Below are 17,345 nucleotides of genomic sequence, written 5' to 3'. Positions count from 1 at the left end.
AGAATCTCCGATACTCACTTATGCAGACTCAGGAACAAGAACGGGAAGAACTACAGACGGCCGAAGAAACGCCCGGCAAAAGCCACGGAGTACGCTGGCTGATTATCGCCGTAGTGCTGATTGCCGCGCTGGCCTTTGTTAAGATAAAATACTTCCCCTCGCCCAACGCCGACGCCAAAGGCGGCGGCGGCAAGGGCGCGGCCGGCGGTGGCAAAGGCGCCCCTGGCGCGAAGGGTGGCAAAGGCGGCGGCGGTGGCGCGCTGCCAGTGCAGGTATACGTGGTAAAGCCCACCAACCTCTCCGATGAGGTAGCCGCCACCGGTTCTATTCTGGCCGACGAATCCGTGGTTATCAAGAGCGAGCTGTCGGGCAAAATCACCAGCCTGAACATAAAAGAAGGCCAGCCGGTGAGCAAAGGCCAGTTGCTGTTCAGCATCAACGCCGACGAGGCCCAGGCCGCCATCCGCAAGCAGCAATACAACATCAAGCTTTTCCGCGACCAGGAGCGCCGCCAGCGCACCCTGCTGGATAAGGAATACATCAGCGCCCAGGAATACGAGCAGTCCAACAACCAGCTGCTCACGGCGCAGTCGGACCTGAAGGCCTTGCAGGCCTCCCTTGACCGGGCCTACGTGCGGGCGCCGTTCAGCGGCGTGCTGGGCCTGACTACGGCCACCGTGGGCACCTACGTGAGCCCCGGCTCGGAAATCACGACCCTTTCCCGCGTGCGGCCCGTGAAGATTGACTTTGCCGTGCCGGGTCGCTTCGCCACCAAAGTGCGCGTGGGCGACGTGGTGAGCATCACCGACGAAGGCACCAACAAAAAGTACGAGGCCAAAGTCTACGCCATCGACCCACAGATTGACCCCGTGAGCCGCACCCAGCCGGTGCGCGCCCGCTACGCCAACCAGAACAACGAGCTGCGCCCCGGTGCTTTCGTGAAAGTGAACCTGCAGCTCGGCGAATCGACTGACGCCCTGCAGGTGCCCACCGAAGCCGTTATTCCGGAAGCCAGCGGCTACAGCATCTACACCGTGAAAGACGGCAAGATGGTCCCGAAGAAGGTGAAAATCGGTATCCGCTCCGACAAGGTGATTCAAATCACCGACGGCCTGGCCGTTGGCGACTCCGTGATTCGCACCGGCATCCTGCAGGTGAAGCCGGGCGATGCCGTGAAGGCCACCAAGTAATTTTTCTCGCAGTGTTTCGCAGTGTGCTGACGCATGAACACTGCGAAACACTGCGCCAACACCGCGAAACACTGCGAGAAACAACGATATGAGCTTATCTTCAACCAGCATCAACCGCCCGGTCCTCGCCATCGTGATGAGCCTCGTCATCGTGATTTTCGGCGTGATTGGGTTTCGCTACCTCAGCATCCGGGAATACCCCAGTGTCGACCCGCCCATCATTACCGTGTCGGCCAGCTACACCGGCGCCTCCGCCGACGTGATGCAGGGCCAGGTGACCGAGCCGCTCGAGGAAGCCCTCAACGGCATTGCGGGCATCAAGAACCTGACCTCTAACTCCCGCGACGGCCGCACCCAGATTACGGTGGAGTTTGACCTCGACGCCGACCTGGAAACCGCCGCCAACGACGTGCGCGACAAGGTGTCGGGCGCGCAGGGCCGCCTCCCGCGCGACATCGACCCGCCCATTGTGAGCAAGGCCAACGCCGACTCGCAGCCGATTGTGATGACCTACCTCAGCTCCAGCAAGCGCACCCTGCTGGAACTGACCGACTACGCCAACAACGCCCTGAAAGAACGCCTGCAGACGATTCCGGGCGTGTCGGAGGTGCGGGTGTACGGTGAGCGGAAGTACTCCATGCGCCTCTGGATGGATCCGGTGAAGCTGTCGGCGCTGGGCGTGAGCCCCGTGGACGTGCAGGCCGCCCTCACTCGCGAAAACGTGGAGCTGCCCAGCGGCTCGGTGCAGGGCCAGAACACCCAGCTCACGCTGCGCACCATGGGCCGCCTGACGTCGGTGGAGGACTTCAACAACCTGATTATCCGCAAAGATGCCTCGTCGCTGGTGCGGCTGTCGGATATCGGCTACGCCGAGCTGTACCCCGAAAACGACCAGACCATCTTCAAAGTAAACGGCGTGCCGATGGTGGGCCTGGCCGTGATTCCGCAGCCCGGTTCCAACCAGATTGACATTGCCGACGAGTTCAACAAGCGTATCGAGCTCTACGGCAAGGATCTGCCGGAAGACCTGGTGCTCAAGCCGGGCTTCGATAACTCGGTGTTCATCCGCAAATCCATTAACGAGGTAGAGCACACCATCATCGAGGCCTTTGTGCTGGTGGTAATTATCATCTTCCTGTTTCTACGCGACTGGCGCTCCACCCTCATTCCGGTGGTGGCTATTCCGGTGTCGCTGGTAGGTATCTTCTTCGTGATGTACCTGCTCGACTTCTCCATCAACGTGCTGACGCTGCTGGCCGTGGTGCTGGCCATCGGCTTGGTGGTGGATGACGCCATTGTGGTGCTGGAAAACATCTACTCGCGCATCGAGGAAGGCGAAGACCCCAAAACGGCCGCCATCAAGGGCTCCGAGGAGATTCTGATGGCCGTAATCAGCACCACGGTGGTACTGGCGGCGGTGTTTCTGCCGGTGGTATTCCTGACCGGCATCACCGGGCGCCTGTTCCGCGAGTTCGGGATTGTGGTGGCCGGCTCGGTGCTGATTTCGGCGTTTGTGAGCCTCACGCTCACGCCCATGATGTGCTCGGTGCTGCTGAAGCGGCAGGAAAAGCACAACTGGTTTTACCGCAAAACCGAGCCTTTCTTCCAGAAGATGATCGGGGGCTACCAGAGCAGCCTGCAAACCTTTTTGCGCAACCGCTGGATGGCGTGGCTGGTGGTACTTGGCACGGGCGTGGGCATCTGGTTTTTCATGAAAACCATCCCGTCGGAGCTGGCGCCGGTGGAAGACCGCAGCCGCGTCAACGTCAACGCGACGGGGCCGGAAGGGGCATCTTTTGAGTACATGGATGCCTACATGAACCAGATTACCAAGATGGCCATGGACTCGGCCGGCAGCAGCCTGAGCAGCGTATTTGCCGTGACGTCGCCCGGTTTCGGCGGCGGCTCCAACTCGGGCACGGCCCGCGTGCTGCTGCTCGACGCCGACCAGCGCCCCCGCACCCAGGACCAGGTGGCGGCCGGCCTCAGCGCTGGTGTGAAAAAGCTGACTGCCGCCCGTACCTCTGTGTCGCAGGACCAGAGCATCGGGGGTGGCGGCGGGGGCGGCGGGTTGCCGGTGCAGTTTGTTATCCAGACTCAGGACTTCGAGAAGCTGCGGGCCGCGGTGCCCAAGTTCCTCGATGCCGCCCGCCAGGACCCTACTTTCCAGTTCGTGGACGTGAACCTGAAGTTCAACAAGCCCGAGCTGCGCGTGAACATCGACCGCGAAAAGGCGCAGAGCCTGGGCGTATCGGTGCAGAGCATCAGCCAGACGCTGCAGTCGGGTTTGAGCGGGCAGCGCTTCGGCTACTTTATCCGGGAAGGCAAGCAGTACCAGATTATCGGGCAGGTGGCGCGCGAAGACCGCAATCAGCCGCTGGACGTGCGCCTGCTGTCGGTGAAGAACGCCGACGGCCAGCTCGTACAGCTCGACAACGTAATTCGCCTGACGGAAAGCAGCACCCCGCCCCAGCTCTACCGCTTCAACCGCTACAACTCGGCCACCTTCTCGGCCTCGCTGGCGCCCGGCAAAACCCTCGGCGATGGTATTGCGGCCATGCAGGGCATCGCCGAAAAGAACCTCGACGACACCTTCTCCACCGAGCTGTCGGGTGCCTCCCGCGACTTCCAGGAAAGCTCCAGCAGCCTCGTGTTTGCCTTCGGGCTGGCGCTGGTGCTGATTTACCTGGTGCTGGCCGCGCAGTTTGAGAGCTTCCGCGACCCGGTCATCATCATGGTGACGGTGCCGCTGGCGTTGTCGGGCGCGCTGCTCAGCTTGTGGTACTTCAACCAGACCCTGAACCTGTTCTCGCAGATCGGCATCATCATGTTGGTGGGCCTCGTGACCAAAAATGGTATCCTCATCGTGGAGTTTGCCAACCAGCAAGTGGAAAACGGCAAAGACTACATGACCGGCCTGATTGAAGGCGCCACGGCCCGCTTCCGCCCCATCCTGATGACCAGCCTGTGCGCCATCCTGGGCATTCTGCCGATTGCCATTGCCACCGGCGCCGGCGCCCTGAGCCGCCGGGCCATGGGCATTGGCGTGGTGGGCGGCCTGTTCTTCGCCACCGGCCTCACGCTGTACGTAGTGCCGGTGATGTACTCCTACTTCGCCACGGCCAAAAAACACAGCCAGAAGCAGGAGGCCGCCAAAAAGAAGGCCGTAACGGCCTAGTTGCCGCCCGTGCCGGCTTCCGATTTTCTTTTCAGTTGATGTATTTCATGCCCCGTTCCTTCTTTTTCACTCTCCTACTGGCTTTGCCCCTGCCAATTCTGGCGCAACAGCCGGTATTGCCCACCCGGGAGCCCGCCTCGAAGCCCCAGAGCAAGCCCCAGACGGAAAAGCCGGAAACCGTGGCCGATGCCCCGCCCCTGACGTTGGCCGAGGCCATCCGACTGGGCCTAGAGAACAATTATAACATCAGGGTTTCGCGGCAGGATGAGCGCATTGCCGAAAACAACGTGACGCGCGGCAACGCCGGGCAGCTGCCGGTGGTGAACGGCAACCTGACCCGCAACTTCAACCGCAATAATGTGCGGCAGGAATCTTCGGCGCGGCCCGAGGCCAGCATTGCGAACGGCGCGCAGTCCAACCTGCTCAACGCCAACGTGGCCGCCACCTGGACCATTTTCGACGGGCTGGGCATGTTTATCGCCTACGACCGGCTGAAGTCGCTGGAGCAAAGCCAGCGCCAACTCACCCGCGCCACCGTCGAGGAAACCGTGGCCACCATCACCGATGCCTACTACGTGGTGGTGCGCGAGTCCGGCAAGATCAAGGCCAGCGAGGAAGCCCTGAAAATCGGGCAGGCGCGCATCGACCTCACGCAGGCCCGCGTGGATGTGGGCGTGAGCGCCAAAGTGGAAGTACTGACGGCCCGCGTAGACTACAATGCCGACCGCTCGCTGCTGATCCAGCAGCAAGAAGCGTTGCAGACGGCCAAAATCAACCTCAATAACCTGCTGGGCCGCACCCCGCGCCTCAACTTCCGCCCCGCCGACTCTATTGTAGTAGCTACCGACCTCAGCCGGGAAAGCGTGGCGCAGGCCGTGCAGCAGAACAACCCTCGCCTGCAACAGGCCCGCCTCAACACCGAAATTGCTACCTACGACCGGAAGTTGGTGCGCGCCTCCCGCTTCCCTCAAATTGGCCTGACCACTGGCTACGGCTACAACCGCAACATCAACGGGGCGGCGTTCTTCGGCAATCAGCTCGTGACCAACACGGGCCGCACGTATGGGCTCAACTACGGTGTAGTGGCAACTATTCCCATCTTCGACGGCTTCAATCGCAACCGTTTGGAGCAGAATGCCCGCATCGGGGAGGAACAGAGCAACCTGCTGCTTGGCCAGACGCAGCTACAGCTGGAAACAGAAGCCGAGCAGGCCTTTGCCCAGTACCAGAACCGGCTGCAACTGCTGGAGCTGGAAGAAGCCAACATTTTGCTGGCCCGCGAAAACGTGGCTATTGCGCTAGAGCGCTACCGCCTAGGTTTGCTGGTGCCGCTGGCCCTGCGCGAAGCCCAGCGCACCCAGCTCGACGCCGAAGTGCGCCTGCTTGACATTCGCTACCAGGCCAAGCAGGCCGAGATTGTGCTGCGCCGCCTCAGCAGCGGATTGGTGCAGGAAGGAGGCCAATAGTGCAGCATAGTTCGACGAACAGCCTGGGATTCGTCGGGGAAAAACCCGGTTTGGCGGGGCAGCCGGCATAGCCGAGCGAAATAGGCGTTTTAGGGCGGGTGCAGCCGGTAGTTTTGTGTACTTCCTCGCTGGAGCTGCCGCAGTGGTGGCCTGGCCGGAAGCTCGCTCCCACACACCTATTGCACTATGTTCACCGTTATTTGCCGCCTGTCCCTGATCCTGGTTTTCGTCTCGATGAGCGTATGCTCGGCCTTCACGGCAGCAGCCCAGCCTTTTTTCCGGCTGCCCATTCTGCGCACTACCGTCAAGCAGAAATCCGGCAAAATCCACCGCCCGGTATACCGCACCTACAAAGCATACCGCCAGTATTCCTAAGCGGTGAGACTGTAGCCACTGAGTGGTTGAATAATCGCTAGAAGCAGGCAAATCAGCCAGATAGTTGAATAAAACTCAACCACTCACTGCCTCTGCATCAGTACTAAACCACACCTAACGCAACACAAAGCGGGGCGAGCCCCGGACCACATAGGTCCGGAGCCCGCCCCGCTCTAGTATAAGCTTGGCTGGTTTCGGCGGGTACTACTTTACGTCCTGCGCTTTCAGCTGCGCTAGGGCTTCCATGGTTTTAGCGCGGGTGCCGGCCTCTTTTTCGTCTTCGTCGATAGGCTCCTTGGGGTTGGGGCCAAAGAAGGTGAGGATGTTTTGCTGCACCGGCGCCGTCAGGCCGTCGAACTTGTTATCGGCCAGCTTGCGTACCCACTCGCCATAGGCTTCATCGGTCAGCTCGTATTCGCCCACCGCCGTCGGGCGGCCGGTGTCGAAGTCGGTGTTGGGCAGCACTTGCCGCGAAACCGTAACTGTGTCGTACGGCTCGGCTTCCACGTGGCGGCAGTAGCTGGTCATCACCTGCCGGAAGCTGGCCTTGAACAGTTCCTGCGCTTCCGGTGTCGGCAGCTTGAACGCAAAAGGCTTCAAGGGGCCGATTTTGGGCAGCACCCGCACGAAATACGACAGCACCCGAGCCCCGGTGCCAGGCTTCTGGTAGTCGGTGCCATATTGCTGGCGGTAGGCGTGCTCACTCTGGTCGTACACGTACTCGCGCCGACGGGCCCGCGGGCTGAGGCGTCGGATTTCCTTTTTCTGCGACTGCCACGCCGCCCGGCTGGCAATCGGAATCAGGCTGCGCACCGCAAACCGGAACGAGCTGATGGCCAGATCGACGTTGAAAATCACCTTGCCCAGCTCCAGCCCGTAGGTTTTGCGGAACGCCCGCTCCAGCACCGGCTTGCTCACCTGAAACCCGATGTAGCGCTGGTAGTCGGCGGTGCGGTAGCGGCCGGCGGCCAGCTGCACCACATCGAAGGCAAACTCCAGCTGCGTGTGCTGCACCGGAGCTTCCTCGTAGGTGATTTCGGTCCCAAATTTCTGTCGCAAGTCCGGATACACCGACGCCATGGCCTTGTTGGTGCCTTCGGGGTGGCCTATCACATCGGCTGAGTAGTGCGCCAGCGCCCCCAGGGCAAACGCGTATTCGTTGCGCCCGTGGGCTTCGTCTAGGAGGTTGCGCACAAAATCACCGCTGCGCACATAGTGCGTCATGTTGGTGAATAGCTCGGAGCCGAACGGGTAAAAGCCCATATCCTGGATGATGGAGCCACCGTAGGCGTAGCCTTTGGCCTCGATAAGCTGCTCCTCGGTGGCGCCCGGGTAGCGCTTCTGCAGCATAGGCATCAGACAGCGGGTCCAGGAAGAGTCGATGTTGGCCTGGTGGGTAAGCACCGAGTAGGCAGATGCGGAAGAGGGAGACAGCAGCAGCAAAGCCAGCATCCCAAGTAGCCATTTTAGCATAGGAAACACAGATGCTAAACCAAGGCCGGGCACAGCACCCTGGATCGGAAAGCATTGCATCTACGCGCCGTGCGGGCCGGGGTTGTACTGTGGCGCTTGCCCACCGCAGCTCCCTAGCGCGGCGGTATGGTTTCACAGGCAAAAAAAGAAGGCCATGCATGTGCCTGGCCTTCTTTTTTTGCAGCGTGGGCGTCGTTACAGCCCTGCTGGTGCACGCACTATTCCAGCACTACTTTCCGGGTTACGGTGTGCTTGCCAACCTGTACCCGCATCGTGTAGAAGCCTTTGGCCAAGTTCTGCACCGGCAGTGCCTGCTCCAGGGCCCCGCCCCGAACGGCCAGTTCCTGGTTCATCACCTGCTGGCCGAGGGCGTTCAGCAGTTCCACCCGCACCGCCGACACGCCGGCTTCTACGCCGCGCAGGCGCAGCGTCAGCGGGCCGCCCTGGTGGGGCGTCGGGAACACGCTCACCTCACCGCTCGGCAGCTGGCCCATGCCCGTGCTCAGGGTAGAAGCCAGCGCAATGGTGAAGGCGCCCTGCGCATCGCTGGAGCCGTAACCCGAAACCGACACGTAGTACGTGGTACCCGGCGTGAGAGCAGGCAGCGCCAGCGAACCGGCGGCCGTGCCGGAACCCGTGCTGGCCCGGCAGGCCAACTGCGTAAACGGCCCGTTGCAGGACGTTGCCGAGAACAGGCGTACCTGCCCGGCCGGTGCGCCCGTCACAACCAAAGAACGTGGCCCGTTGCCGGGAGCCACAAACGAGAACCACACATCCTTAGGGTTGGCGGCGGGGGCGCAGCCGGGGTTAGAATAGCCGTTGGCCGCAGAGGCCGTAGCCCCCAGGTTGGACGTCGTCAGGGCCGTGCCGTTGGCGGGCAATACCGTGGCGGTGCAGGGCTCGTCGTTGGATACCGGTGGCAGCAGCGTCGTGAAGGTGGCCGTTACGGGAGCCGACGACTGGCCGGTACCGCAGCTGCTCACCACGCCTACCGTGTACTGCATCAGGCCCTGCAGGCCCGTCAGCTGGATGGGCGAGTTGCTGCCCGATACCGTCACGGCCGGGCCGGTGGTTGGCGTGGCTACCACCGTGTAGCCGCCGGAGCCCGCTACGGGCGTGAAGGTAACCGTGGCCGTGGTGCCCGTGATGTTGCTCACGGCCACGTTGCTTACCCGGGGGCACGACGAAATGGTGACGTTATCGAGGCCGATGTCGGTGGTACCAAAGTCGGCGCGGGCGCGGAAGCGGATAACCGTGGTGGCCGACGTGCTGGTGAGGGCCAGCGTCTGGCCCCGGAAGCCGCCCGTGGCGCTGCCCAGGCGCAGTAGCTGCGGCCCAAACGTGGCGCCGCCATCCGTGGAAATCTGCACCGTCAGTGAGTCGGAGCCCGTGGTGTTGATGTAGTCGAACGCCAGCTCCCGGCTGCCGGCACCGCTTAGGTTCACGTACAGATCCATGGTACCTATCAGGCCCGAGCTGGCGCTGCCGCTGTGGAAACGGGCCGAATGGGCGCTGCTTTGGCTGCCGGTAGGCGTGTAGGCGTAGCTGGTGGGCGAGCCCCAGTTGGCGGCCACGCCGTCGTCTTCGCGCCGCCAGGAGTTGTTGCCCGTTAGCGGCGTGTTGCGCCAGTTGTTGCTGGGCACGTCGCGCGTGGCGCAACGGTCCAGCCACGTGCCTTCAAATGTCTCGCTGAACGGCAGCGTGGCGTAGTTCGGCGTCACGCAGTCAGTGCGGAAAGCCACCGGACCGCCATTGGCCGAGGTAGAGCCCCCGCAATCCTGCCGCACGTAGAACTGGTACTCGGTGCTGGCCGTGAGGCCCGGGATGGTGGCCGAAGTGCCCGTAATACCGCTGAGGGTTTGGCTGCCGGCACCACCCGGCGTGAAGCCCGTAGGTCCGTAGAAAACGGTGTAGGTGCCCGTGCCGGCGCTGGCCCACGACACCGTAGCCGTGGTGGCCGTGACAGAGGTAACGGCCAGCCCGAGCGGGCTCAGGCAGTTGCTGAACGATTCCAGCCGCACGTTATCGAGGCCGATATCAGTGGAGCCGAAATCGGCGCGGGCGCGGAAGCGGATAACCGTGGTGGCCGACGTGCTGGTGAGCGTCAGGTTCTGGCTGCGGAAACCACCGGCGGCGCTGCCCAGGCGCAGCAGCTGCGGCCCAAAGGTGAGGCCACCATCCGTGGAAATCTGCACCGTCAGCGAGTCGGAGCCCGTGGTGTTGATGTAGTCGAAGCTCAGGCGTTTGCTGCCGGCGCCGCTCAGATTCGCAAACAGGTCCATCGTCCCGATCAGGCCAACGCTGGCGCTGCCGCTGTGGAAACGGGCCGAGTGGGCGCTGCTTTGGCTGCCGGTGGGCGTGTAGGCGTAGCTGGTGGGCGAGCCCCAGTTGGCGGCCACGCCGTCGTCTTCGCGCCGCCAGGAGTTGTTGCCCGTTAGCGGCGTGTTGCGCCAGTTGTTGCCGGGTACGTCGCGCGTGGCGCAACGGTCCAGCCACGTGCCTTCAAACGTTTCATTGAAGGGAAGGACAGCATAGTTCGGCGTCACGCACTCGGTGCGGAATGTGCCTACGTTGGAGCGGGTGGACGTACTGCCGGAGCAGAGCTGCGTAACGTAGAACTGATAGTTCGTGCTGGGCGACAAGCCCGGAATGGTTACCGAAGTGCCGGTACTGGTGATGGTCTGGCCACCGGTGCCCGGCGTGAAGCCGGTGGGGCCGTAGTTGATGGAAAACGTGCCGCCGCCCCCGATTACACTCCAGGTAACCAGCGCCGAAGTAGCGGTGGTGCTAGTTACGGCCAGGTTGCGGGGCGTGGGGCAGCCCGTAGCTGGCGGCGGCGTAAACGCGTAAATCTGGCCGGCCGCGGGTAGTGTGCTGAGCGAGTTGGTTTCGGTGCTCGAGCTGACTGTGGGCGAGGCCGCCGTGCTGCTCAGCGACAAAAACGGCACGGGCGTACCCGTGCCCGCAATGCCAATAGACGCCGAAGGTGAGTTTACTGCGCCGCCTTCCGGCCGGTACACAAACTCAACGCGGTTGGATGTCTCGTAGAGCTTCACCTGAAACGATACCACGGCCGCCGTAGCGTTGTAGTTCCACGACCAGTTCTGCCACTCAAACGTGAATACCCGGTTGGGGGCCGAGCCGCTGGTCTGGTAGCGGGCTGCGCTGTTGGGCAGCTCACCGCCCAGGTCGTCCCAGAGCGGCGCCAGCAGCGGCAGCTGAGTGGCGCCGCTGCCGGTGGTCAGGTTGTTGGTCAGGCTGCTGGTGGCGCTGCTGTTAAACGACAGAAAGCCGTTGGAGCTGGCATAGACACTGCTATACGGAATACCATCGAAGGAAAACGAGAATCCGATAGGCAGGGCATCGGAAATAGCATCGTCGGCCTGCACGGCCGTAGCGGAGGGGGCCGTGCCCGGCAACGGCGCATATGTGCCCGTAGTGGCCGCAAACTGGTAGGCATCGGCCTGGGCGCGGGCCTGCCCCGGGCTCAGCGCCAACAACGCCAGACTCCCGGCCGCTACTACAAGCTGGCGCCAGCTACGGCGTGCACGGCGAATAATGGGTAGAGGTTTTTGCATGGAGTAACCTGAAAAGTGAAAGAGAAACGATAAGCCGGATTGAACTCATAGTGCTGTTTGCGTGGCAATTGCAGCACATAAAGCGGAGGTAAGATAAGGTCAGATGGCAGCAATCCAAATCAATACTCTCATTTTCCTACAATTGCCGCCACTGGCTGCCGCTCTGATTGCCAGTCATATGGCCGCTGACGCATTTTCCCGCCTCTCCCCCGCTCCTCATACAGGCCTGTCCAGAGCCACTACCCCTCTAGTCAGCACCTCTTATCCGGTTACGTCACCCCTTCTTTCCACGCTTGGCCCTGCTATTCGCTGCCACCGCTGCCTCCATTTTCCCGGGCAACGGCTGGCGACCCTAAATCTGCGGGAGGCACTTGCTACGTATCTGGTTTAGCCCTGATGTTCAACTTGCTAGCCACCTGCTATGGAAAAGGATGCCGTTATCAGACACTCCCGCCGCCAACGAACCAGCCGGCGTTCTTCGCGGCCCAGAATCCGCCGGGAAACCCTACTGGCCTCTGCCCTGCTGGCGTTGCTGGTCGGCTTTGTGCTCTACCACGCGTGGCGCTACGGCTGGTAAGCGGCTATTCCGCCACTGGTGCGGCAGCTAGCGGTTATGTAGCGGTGGCCTGTTGCAAGCCGGCTCACCGGCTTGGAAACGCCTGAAAACAAAAATCCCCCTGGCGGCTGCCAGAGGGATTTTGCTGTTTACTACGCAGAGGAGGAGGGATTCGAACCCCCGGAGGTTTAACCCTCAACGGTTTTCAAGACCGCCGCAATCGACCACTCTGCCACTCCTCTAAAAAAAAAAATTGGTAGTTAAATAATTGAGCAGGCCGGTGACCTGCTCAATTGCTTAGCGTACTCAGGTACTCTTGTAGAGAGGGGGGGATTCGAACCCCCGATACCCTTGCAGGTATAACGGATTTCGAATCCGTCGCATTCGACCACTCTGCCACCTCTCTAGGGTCCAAACTGAGTGGTTTGGGACGACAAAAGTAGCAGCGCATCCTGCCCATCACAACTTTTGGCCACTTATTTTTTCTAAAAAATCCGCCGCCGCTCTCCGCCTGAGGGCTTGTAGCTGATAATCAGGGATTAAATTTTCGCCTCCTGATTGCGCAAACGGTTCATCAGGCGCAGGCCGGCGGCGTTGTTGCGCAGCCGCCCGGTCACGGCGTCGATGCTGACGTTGATTTCGAAACCCAGAATCAGGGTCATGCACACGAAATCCAGCCACACCATGAAGCCCACGAGCGTGCCCACCGAGCCGTAGAAGTGGTTGTAGCTGTCGAAAATCTTCACGTAGAGGATGAACAGAAACGACACCAGGAAGATGAGCAGCGTGGCCACAATGGCCCCGGCCGACAGAAACGGCCACTTGTCGTGCACGGGCGGCACGTAGTAGTACACGAGGCAGGTGGTGAGCAGGAACAGCCCCACTACCGAGCCGTACTTGATGACCGTAATCAGCTCAGCGGTGTACTGCTCGGGCACGATTTCGTGAAACACCAGCGCATCAATGATATAGGTACCGAAGAAGATACCCACCACCGACACCAGCAGCACCGACGACAGCACCACCGTCAGCAGCGTGGCAATGACCCGCTTGCGCACGTAGGTGCGCTTCTTGAACGAGGGATACTTCTTCTCGAAGGCGTCGAGCAGGGCCATGATGCCGTTGGAGCTGAGCACCAGTGCCGTGGCAAAACCAAACGACAGCAAGCCACCGTGCGGAATGTTCACGATGTCCTCGATGGTGCCCGAAATAGCCCGATACATCTCGCCCGGAATCAGGTCGGCCAGAAACTCCAGAATGTACAGGTTCAGGTTCGGGATGCGGATGTACGGAATGAGCGTGAACAGGAAGATGATGGTGGGAAAGATGGCAATGGTGAAGTTGAACGCCATGTAAGAGGCGCGCTTGGCAATGCCATCCAGCCGGATTTCCTGCATCAGCCGGTCCACCACATCATACACCGAGGCCCGGCCGCCAGCAAAGCGCAGCCGCTTCAGAAACACAATAGCCTTGCGGTACGACCGGCGGCGGCGTACATCGGGCAAATGGTAGCGGCGGGTGGGCAGGCGCATGTGCAGTGAATGAGGAATAACAGAACGTCATGCCTAAGCACGTCATTCCGAGCCGCGCGAGGAATCTCGCCAGTGTAGCAATCAATACCACTACAACATCAGCACGCGAGATTCCTCGCGCGGCTCGGAATGACGTGCCTACTTCTTCAGAAACGCGGCCGGGGCCGGCGCGTCGCTGGGGGCTTTGGGCGGCGTGAGCGGGCTGCCGGCTTCGTCGTCGGTAAAGTATCCGGACAGCTTCTGCTGGATGTGCGGCGGGATGGGCACGGGGCGGCCGGTGCTCATGTTCACGAACACCATCAGGGTGTGGCCTTCGGTAAGAAGCTCCCGGGCCTCATTGTAGATTTCGTATTCGAACAGCACCCGCGAGCCTTCGGCGGGCTGCTTGAGCAGCAGGCGGACTGTGAGCAAGTCGTCGTAGCGAGCGGGGCGGCGGAATCGGGTGCGGATTTCGCCTACCGGCATGCCCACGCCTTCAGCTTCCAGGTCTTTGTAGCTGATGCCCAGCTGCCGGAAGGCTTCGGTGCGGCACACCTCGAAGTAGGCCGCGTAGTTGCCGTGGTACACGTAGCCCATCTGGTCGGTTTCGGCGTACCGCACGCGGATCTGGGTGTCGGAAGAATACATTGGGTTGAATGATTAAATGGCTGCAGTGTTAAATGGATGACTGTTAAACGATCCGTCAGCACGACCAACAATTCAACAATGCAGCCATCTAACCATGGAAGCGCTACTTCATAATTCCGCTCCGCGTGAGGGCAGCTTGGTAGCGGCGGGCGTTTACGAGGTGCTCCTGCTCATTGCGAGCAAAGGCGTGGTAGCCGCTGAAGTCTTCCTTGGCGCAGAAGTACAGGTAGTCGTGGCTTTCGGGGTTCAGCACGGCATCAATGCTGGCAATGCTGGGCAGGTTGATGGGGCCGGGCGGCAGGCCGGCGTACTTGTATGTGTTGTAGGGCGAATCTTTGGTGAGGTGCACGTTGAGCACCCGCTTGATGGTGAAATCCTGGTTGGCGTACACCACCGTGGGGTCGGCCTGGAGCTTCATGCCACGGCGCAAGCGATTGAGGTACACGCCGGCCACGCGCGGCCGCTCATCGGCGTGCTGCTGCTGCTCGGCCTCCACGATGCTGGCCAGGGTGCTGACTTCGGCGCGGCTTAGGTTGAGCTTTTTGCGCTTGGCGTCGCGGGCAGGAGTCCAGAACTTCTCGTACTCCTTTTTCATGCGCTGCATGAGGTTGTCAGGCGTGGAGTTCCAGTACAGCTCGTAGGTGTTCGGGATGAACATGGTCATGATGCTCGTGGTGTCGAAACCCAGGCTTTTGGTGTAGCCGGGGCTGCTGAGCAGGCTGTCGAACTGGCCGGGGCGGGCATCAATGGCAGTATTGAGCTTCTGGGCCAGATCCTGGCGCAGGCGGATGTTCTGGAACGTGAGCTTGAGCGGCGACTGGCGGCCGGTGCGCAGCGCGTTGATCAGCTCGCGGTTGGTGTAGCCATCTTTGAGCTCGTAGCGGCCGGGCTTCACCAGCTTTTCGTATTTCATCACCTTGGCCACGAAGCGCAGGCTGAGCTTATCCACGATAACGCCGGTGGCCTCGATGGAGTCCAGCACCGCTTTGGCCGTTTCGCCGCGGCGCACCAGCACGTAGGTGGGCGTTTTGGTTTCTACGTTCGGGGTAAAGAAAACCTGGTAGAAATAGTAGGAAAACGTAATCAGAATCAGGCCCGAAATACCGGTGATGTAGGCGAACCGGTTGCGGCGTTTCAGGGCCTTGGCTTTGTAGTCGATGCGGGGTTTGGCCATCGGAAGGAAGGTGGTCAGATTACCGGATTGTGAACTTCCGGCCGGCAGATTGGCGGAAGAAACCGTTTGGAGTAGCTTTACGGTTCAAAAGTACGCGGAATCCGGCAGTGCCGGAGCTTCTGCGGGTTTGGGCAGAATCGGAATCCACGCGTGGTTCGGGTTTGTGTCCTTATCTTCCGCTTACGCTTTCAACCAGTCCTCCTTCACCCTCTTAGTTCATTATGCAACACTCCTACTCTTCGCGGTGGCAGCGGCTGGCCCTTCTGGCCGCGCTGGGCCTGTTCGGCACTACGGCTGCCCAGGCACAGCTGGCTACCTATAGCTTCAACAACGCTGCCGGCGACGAAGCTACGCTTCCGGCCGATACCCAGCCGAGCAATGCTTCGTTTAGCCCCATGAGCCGCGGGGCAGGTCTCACGCCTTCCCCAGGCGCTGGTTCGTTTTCGGCCACCGGCTGGTCGGTAGCTGCCCTGGATGCCACCGATTACTTTGCTTTCACGGTACAGCCTGCCTCCGGCTTTCAGGTGCGCCTCGACAGCCTGGTGCTGGATGAGCGCCGCTCCGGCACCGGCATTCGCGACTGGTCGGTACGCTCCAGCGTCGACAATTTCGCGACTGACCTGATTACGGTGAACGTGCCCGACGACAGCAACACGCGCACCAACAAGAAGATTGTGCTGCCCGCCGCCTTCGCCGCCCGCACGGGGGCCGTGGAGTTCCGGATTTATGGCTACAACTCGGAAGCCATTGCCGGCTCGTGGCGTGTAGATAACGTGCGCACTTACGGTCTGGTCAGCGCCACTGGCGGCACTGCTACCCCAACCGTGGTGTTTGGCGCAGCTACTGCCACTGTGGTTGAAAACGCCGGTACCGTGCAGATACCGGTGCGCCTGAGCGCCGCCAGCACGCAGGCCATTACGGTGGATGTCGTACTGGCTACCCCTGCTGGCACGGCCACTTCCCCCTCCGACTATACCTATACCACCCAAACCCTCACGTTCCCGGCAAACAGCACAGCGGCCCAGAACGCTACGCTCACCATCGTGGACGATGCCGTGGCTGAATCCAGCGAAACCATCATTCTGAAGCTGCAAAACGCGCTACCCGCCGGCTCGGCTACGGTGTCGGCTGACAGCTACACCATCACCATCACGGACAACGACACGCCTACTGGCCCTATTGTTTCGACGGTAGCGGCCCTGACCGTGAATGACGCCAACGGTGTGCCTACCCAGGCCACGCAGACGGTTTCGGCTCGCGGCACGGTGTATGGCGTAAACCAGCGCACGGCTGGCTACCAGTTCACCCTGATTGATAACACGGGCGGTATCGGCCTGTTCGCCTCGGCCGCCATCGGCACCAACGTGCTGGCCGAAGGCGACTCGGTGCAGGTGACCGGCACGCTGGGCCAGTTCAACGGCCTGAGCCAGATTACCATGACCGGCATTACGCCGCTGGGCCGCGCCCGCCGCACGTATGCTCCCCGCTCGGTAGCCGCCGCCCTCACCGAAAACGAGGAGTCGGAGCTGATTACCCTTGCCACGGCCGTAACCCTGATGACGCCCGCCCAGTGGACCGGCGCCGCCACGGCCTACAACGTAGACGTGATGACGGCCGGCGGCCTGATGTACCAGATGCGCATCCCCGCCAACTCCGACTTCGCCGGCAAGCCCGCGCCTACGGGTCCGTTCCGCCTCACCGGCATCGGTGGGCAGTTCGACAACACCTCGCCTTTCGATGCTGGCTACCAGATCGTACCCCGCCGCTACGCCGACCTGGTGTTCGTGCAGGGTGTTGCTGAGCCTGCCTTCGCCAAGAGCCTGGCTTTGTACCCTAACCCTGCTACCAGCCAGCTCACGCTGCGTGTAGCCGGCGCCCGTGGCGCACAGGTGGAAATCCTGAACTCGCTCGGCCAGGTAGTAAGCCGCACCACGGCCGCCACCGACCTGACGCCGCTGAACGTGGCAGCGCTGCCCGCCGGCGTATACGGCGTGCGCCTCACCACTTCGGAAGGCTCGGCTACCCGCCGCTTCGTGAAGCAATAAGCGGCAGTGGCCCCAGCGCCACCCGCAGAAAAGGCTCCGGCATACTGCCGGAGCCTTTTTTTGTACCGGCTATAGCGCCGGAGCTAAGCCATTTGCCGGGCTTTGCCGGCGGGGCGGGGCAGTTTAATACTGTCCCACGTGTAACCCGCGG

11 protein-coding genes and 2 tRNA genes are annotated in these 17,345 nt (G+C 61.6%); 6 read left to right on the top strand and 7 right to left on the bottom strand.

Going from position 1 to position 17,345, the window contains the following annotated elements:
• The first annotated feature begins 20 nt into the window (after positions 1 to 20).
• The 4 genes from O9Z63_RS02220 to O9Z63_RS02205 all read left to right on the top strand — a co-directional run bounded on the left by O9Z63_RS02220 (position 21) and on the right by O9Z63_RS02205 (position 6,209).
• A complete protein-coding gene (locus O9Z63_RS02220; protein WP_270127641.1) occupies positions 21 to 1,190 on the top strand; it encodes an efflux RND transporter periplasmic adaptor subunit in 1,170 nt (389 codons plus the stop codon).
• 88 nt (positions 1,191 to 1,278) lie between these two features.
• Positions 1,279 to 4,368, top strand: a complete 3,090-nt coding sequence (locus O9Z63_RS02215) for an efflux RND transporter permease subunit (RefSeq protein ID WP_270127640.1) — start codon at positions 1,279 to 1,281, stop codon at positions 4,366 to 4,368.
• A gap of 47 nt (positions 4,369 to 4,415) precedes the next feature.
• Positions 4,416 to 5,834, top strand: coding sequence for a TolC family protein (locus O9Z63_RS02210; RefSeq protein ID WP_270127639.1), 1,419 nt, complete (start codon positions 4,416 to 4,418; stop codon positions 5,832 to 5,834).
• A 186-nt stretch (positions 5,835 to 6,020) separates the two neighbouring features.
• Positions 6,021 to 6,209: a hypothetical protein gene (locus tag O9Z63_RS02205; RefSeq protein ID WP_270127638.1), complete on the top strand. Its 189-nt coding sequence runs from the start codon at positions 6,021 to 6,023 to the stop codon at positions 6,207 to 6,209.
• Between the two features lie 204 nt (positions 6,210 to 6,413).
• On the opposite strand, the gene O9Z63_RS02200 is transcribed toward O9Z63_RS02205, so the two are convergent.
• Together O9Z63_RS02200 and O9Z63_RS02195 are read right to left on the bottom strand one after the other, a co-directional pair.
• Positions 6,414 to 7,682, bottom strand: coding sequence for a zinc dependent phospholipase C family protein (locus tag O9Z63_RS02200; protein WP_270127637.1), 1,269 nt, complete (start codon positions 7,680 to 7,682; stop codon positions 6,414 to 6,416).
• A 218-nt stretch (positions 7,683 to 7,900) separates the two neighbouring features.
• Positions 7,901 to 11,260, bottom strand: coding sequence for a fibronectin type III domain-containing protein (locus O9Z63_RS02195; RefSeq protein ID WP_270127636.1), 3,360 nt, complete (start codon positions 11,258 to 11,260; stop codon positions 7,901 to 7,903).
• Positions 11,261 to 11,681: 421 nt separating this feature from the next.
• On the opposite strand from O9Z63_RS02195, the gene O9Z63_RS02190 reads away from it, so the two are divergent.
• Positions 11,682 to 11,837: a hypothetical protein gene (locus O9Z63_RS02190; protein ID WP_270127635.1), complete on the top strand. Its 156-nt coding sequence runs from the start codon at positions 11,682 to 11,684 to the stop codon at positions 11,835 to 11,837.
• Positions 11,838 to 11,973: 136 nt separating this feature from the next.
• Here O9Z63_RS02190 and O9Z63_RS02185 read toward each other — a convergent pair.
• The 5 genes from O9Z63_RS02185 to mltG form a co-directional block, all read right to left on the bottom strand.
• Positions 11,974 to 12,058 (bottom strand) — tRNA-Ser (locus tag O9Z63_RS02185).
• A gap of 77 nt (positions 12,059 to 12,135) precedes the next feature.
• Positions 12,136 to 12,222: transfer RNA gene (locus O9Z63_RS02180), tRNA-Ser, on the bottom strand.
• A 133-nt stretch (positions 12,223 to 12,355) separates the two neighbouring features.
• Entirely contained in the window at positions 12,356 to 13,348 is a 993-nt protein-coding gene (locus tag O9Z63_RS02175) for a YihY/virulence factor BrkB family protein (protein ID WP_270127634.1), read from the bottom strand.
• 138 nt (positions 13,349 to 13,486) lie between these two features.
• Positions 13,487 to 13,975, bottom strand: a complete 489-nt coding sequence (locus O9Z63_RS02170; protein ID WP_270127633.1) for an acyl-CoA thioesterase — start codon at positions 13,973 to 13,975, stop codon at positions 13,487 to 13,489.
• Between the two features lie 103 nt (positions 13,976 to 14,078).
• Positions 14,079 to 15,149, bottom strand: coding sequence for an endolytic transglycosylase MltG (gene mltG / locus O9Z63_RS02165; protein ID WP_270127632.1), 1,071 nt, complete (start codon positions 15,147 to 15,149; stop codon positions 14,079 to 14,081).
• Between the two features lie 221 nt (positions 15,150 to 15,370).
• Here mltG and O9Z63_RS02160 point away from each other — a divergent pair, with 221 nt between their 5' ends.
• Positions 15,371 to 17,194 (top strand): T9SS type A sorting domain-containing protein, encoded by a 1,824-nt coding sequence (locus O9Z63_RS02160; protein ID WP_270127631.1) that lies wholly within the window; start codon positions 15,371 to 15,373, stop codon positions 17,192 to 17,194.
• Positions 17,195 to 17,345 lie beyond the last annotated feature (151 nt).

This window comes from Hymenobacter yonginensis, from assembly GCF_027625995.1.
GTDB lineage: Bacteria > Bacteroidota > Bacteroidia > Cytophagales > Hymenobacteraceae > Hymenobacter > Hymenobacter yonginensis.
Note: the sequence above shows the minus strand (reverse complement) of the source record. Positions and strands in the feature narration are given on the sequence as shown.

Coding starts and splice junctions, on each gene's coding strand:
- O9Z63_RS02205 (WP_270127638.1), top strand. CDS start 6,021: ATGTTCACCGTTATTTGCCGCCTGTCCCTGATCCTGGTTTTCGTCTCG.
- O9Z63_RS02160 (WP_270127631.1), top strand. CDS start 15,371: ATGCAACACTCCTACTCTTCGCGGTGGCAGCGGCTGGCCCTTCTGGCC.
- O9Z63_RS02195 (WP_270127636.1), bottom strand. CDS start 11,260: ATGCAAAAACCTCTACCCATTATTCGCCGTGCACGCCGTAGCTGGCGC.
- O9Z63_RS02215 (WP_270127640.1), top strand. CDS start 1,279: ATGAGCTTATCTTCAACCAGCATCAACCGCCCGGTCCTCGCCATCGTG.
- O9Z63_RS02170 (WP_270127633.1), bottom strand. CDS start 13,975: ATGTATTCTTCCGACACCCAGATCCGCGTGCGGTACGCCGAAACCGAC.
- O9Z63_RS02220 (WP_270127641.1), top strand. CDS start 21: ATGCAGACTCAGGAACAAGAACGGGAAGAACTACAGACGGCCGAAGAA.
- O9Z63_RS02200 (WP_270127637.1), bottom strand. CDS start 7,682: ATGCTAAAATGGCTACTTGGGATGCTGGCTTTGCTGCTGCTGTCTCCC.
- O9Z63_RS02175 (WP_270127634.1), bottom strand. CDS start 13,348: ATGCGCCTGCCCACCCGCCGCTACCATTTGCCCGATGTACGCCGCCGC.
- mltG (WP_270127632.1), bottom strand. CDS start 15,149: ATGGCCAAACCCCGCATCGACTACAAAGCCAAGGCCCTGAAACGCCGC.
- O9Z63_RS02190 (WP_270127635.1), top strand. CDS start 11,682: ATGGAAAAGGATGCCGTTATCAGACACTCCCGCCGCCAACGAACCAGC.
- O9Z63_RS02210 (WP_270127639.1), top strand. CDS start 4,416: ATGCCCCGTTCCTTCTTTTTCACTCTCCTACTGGCTTTGCCCCTGCCA.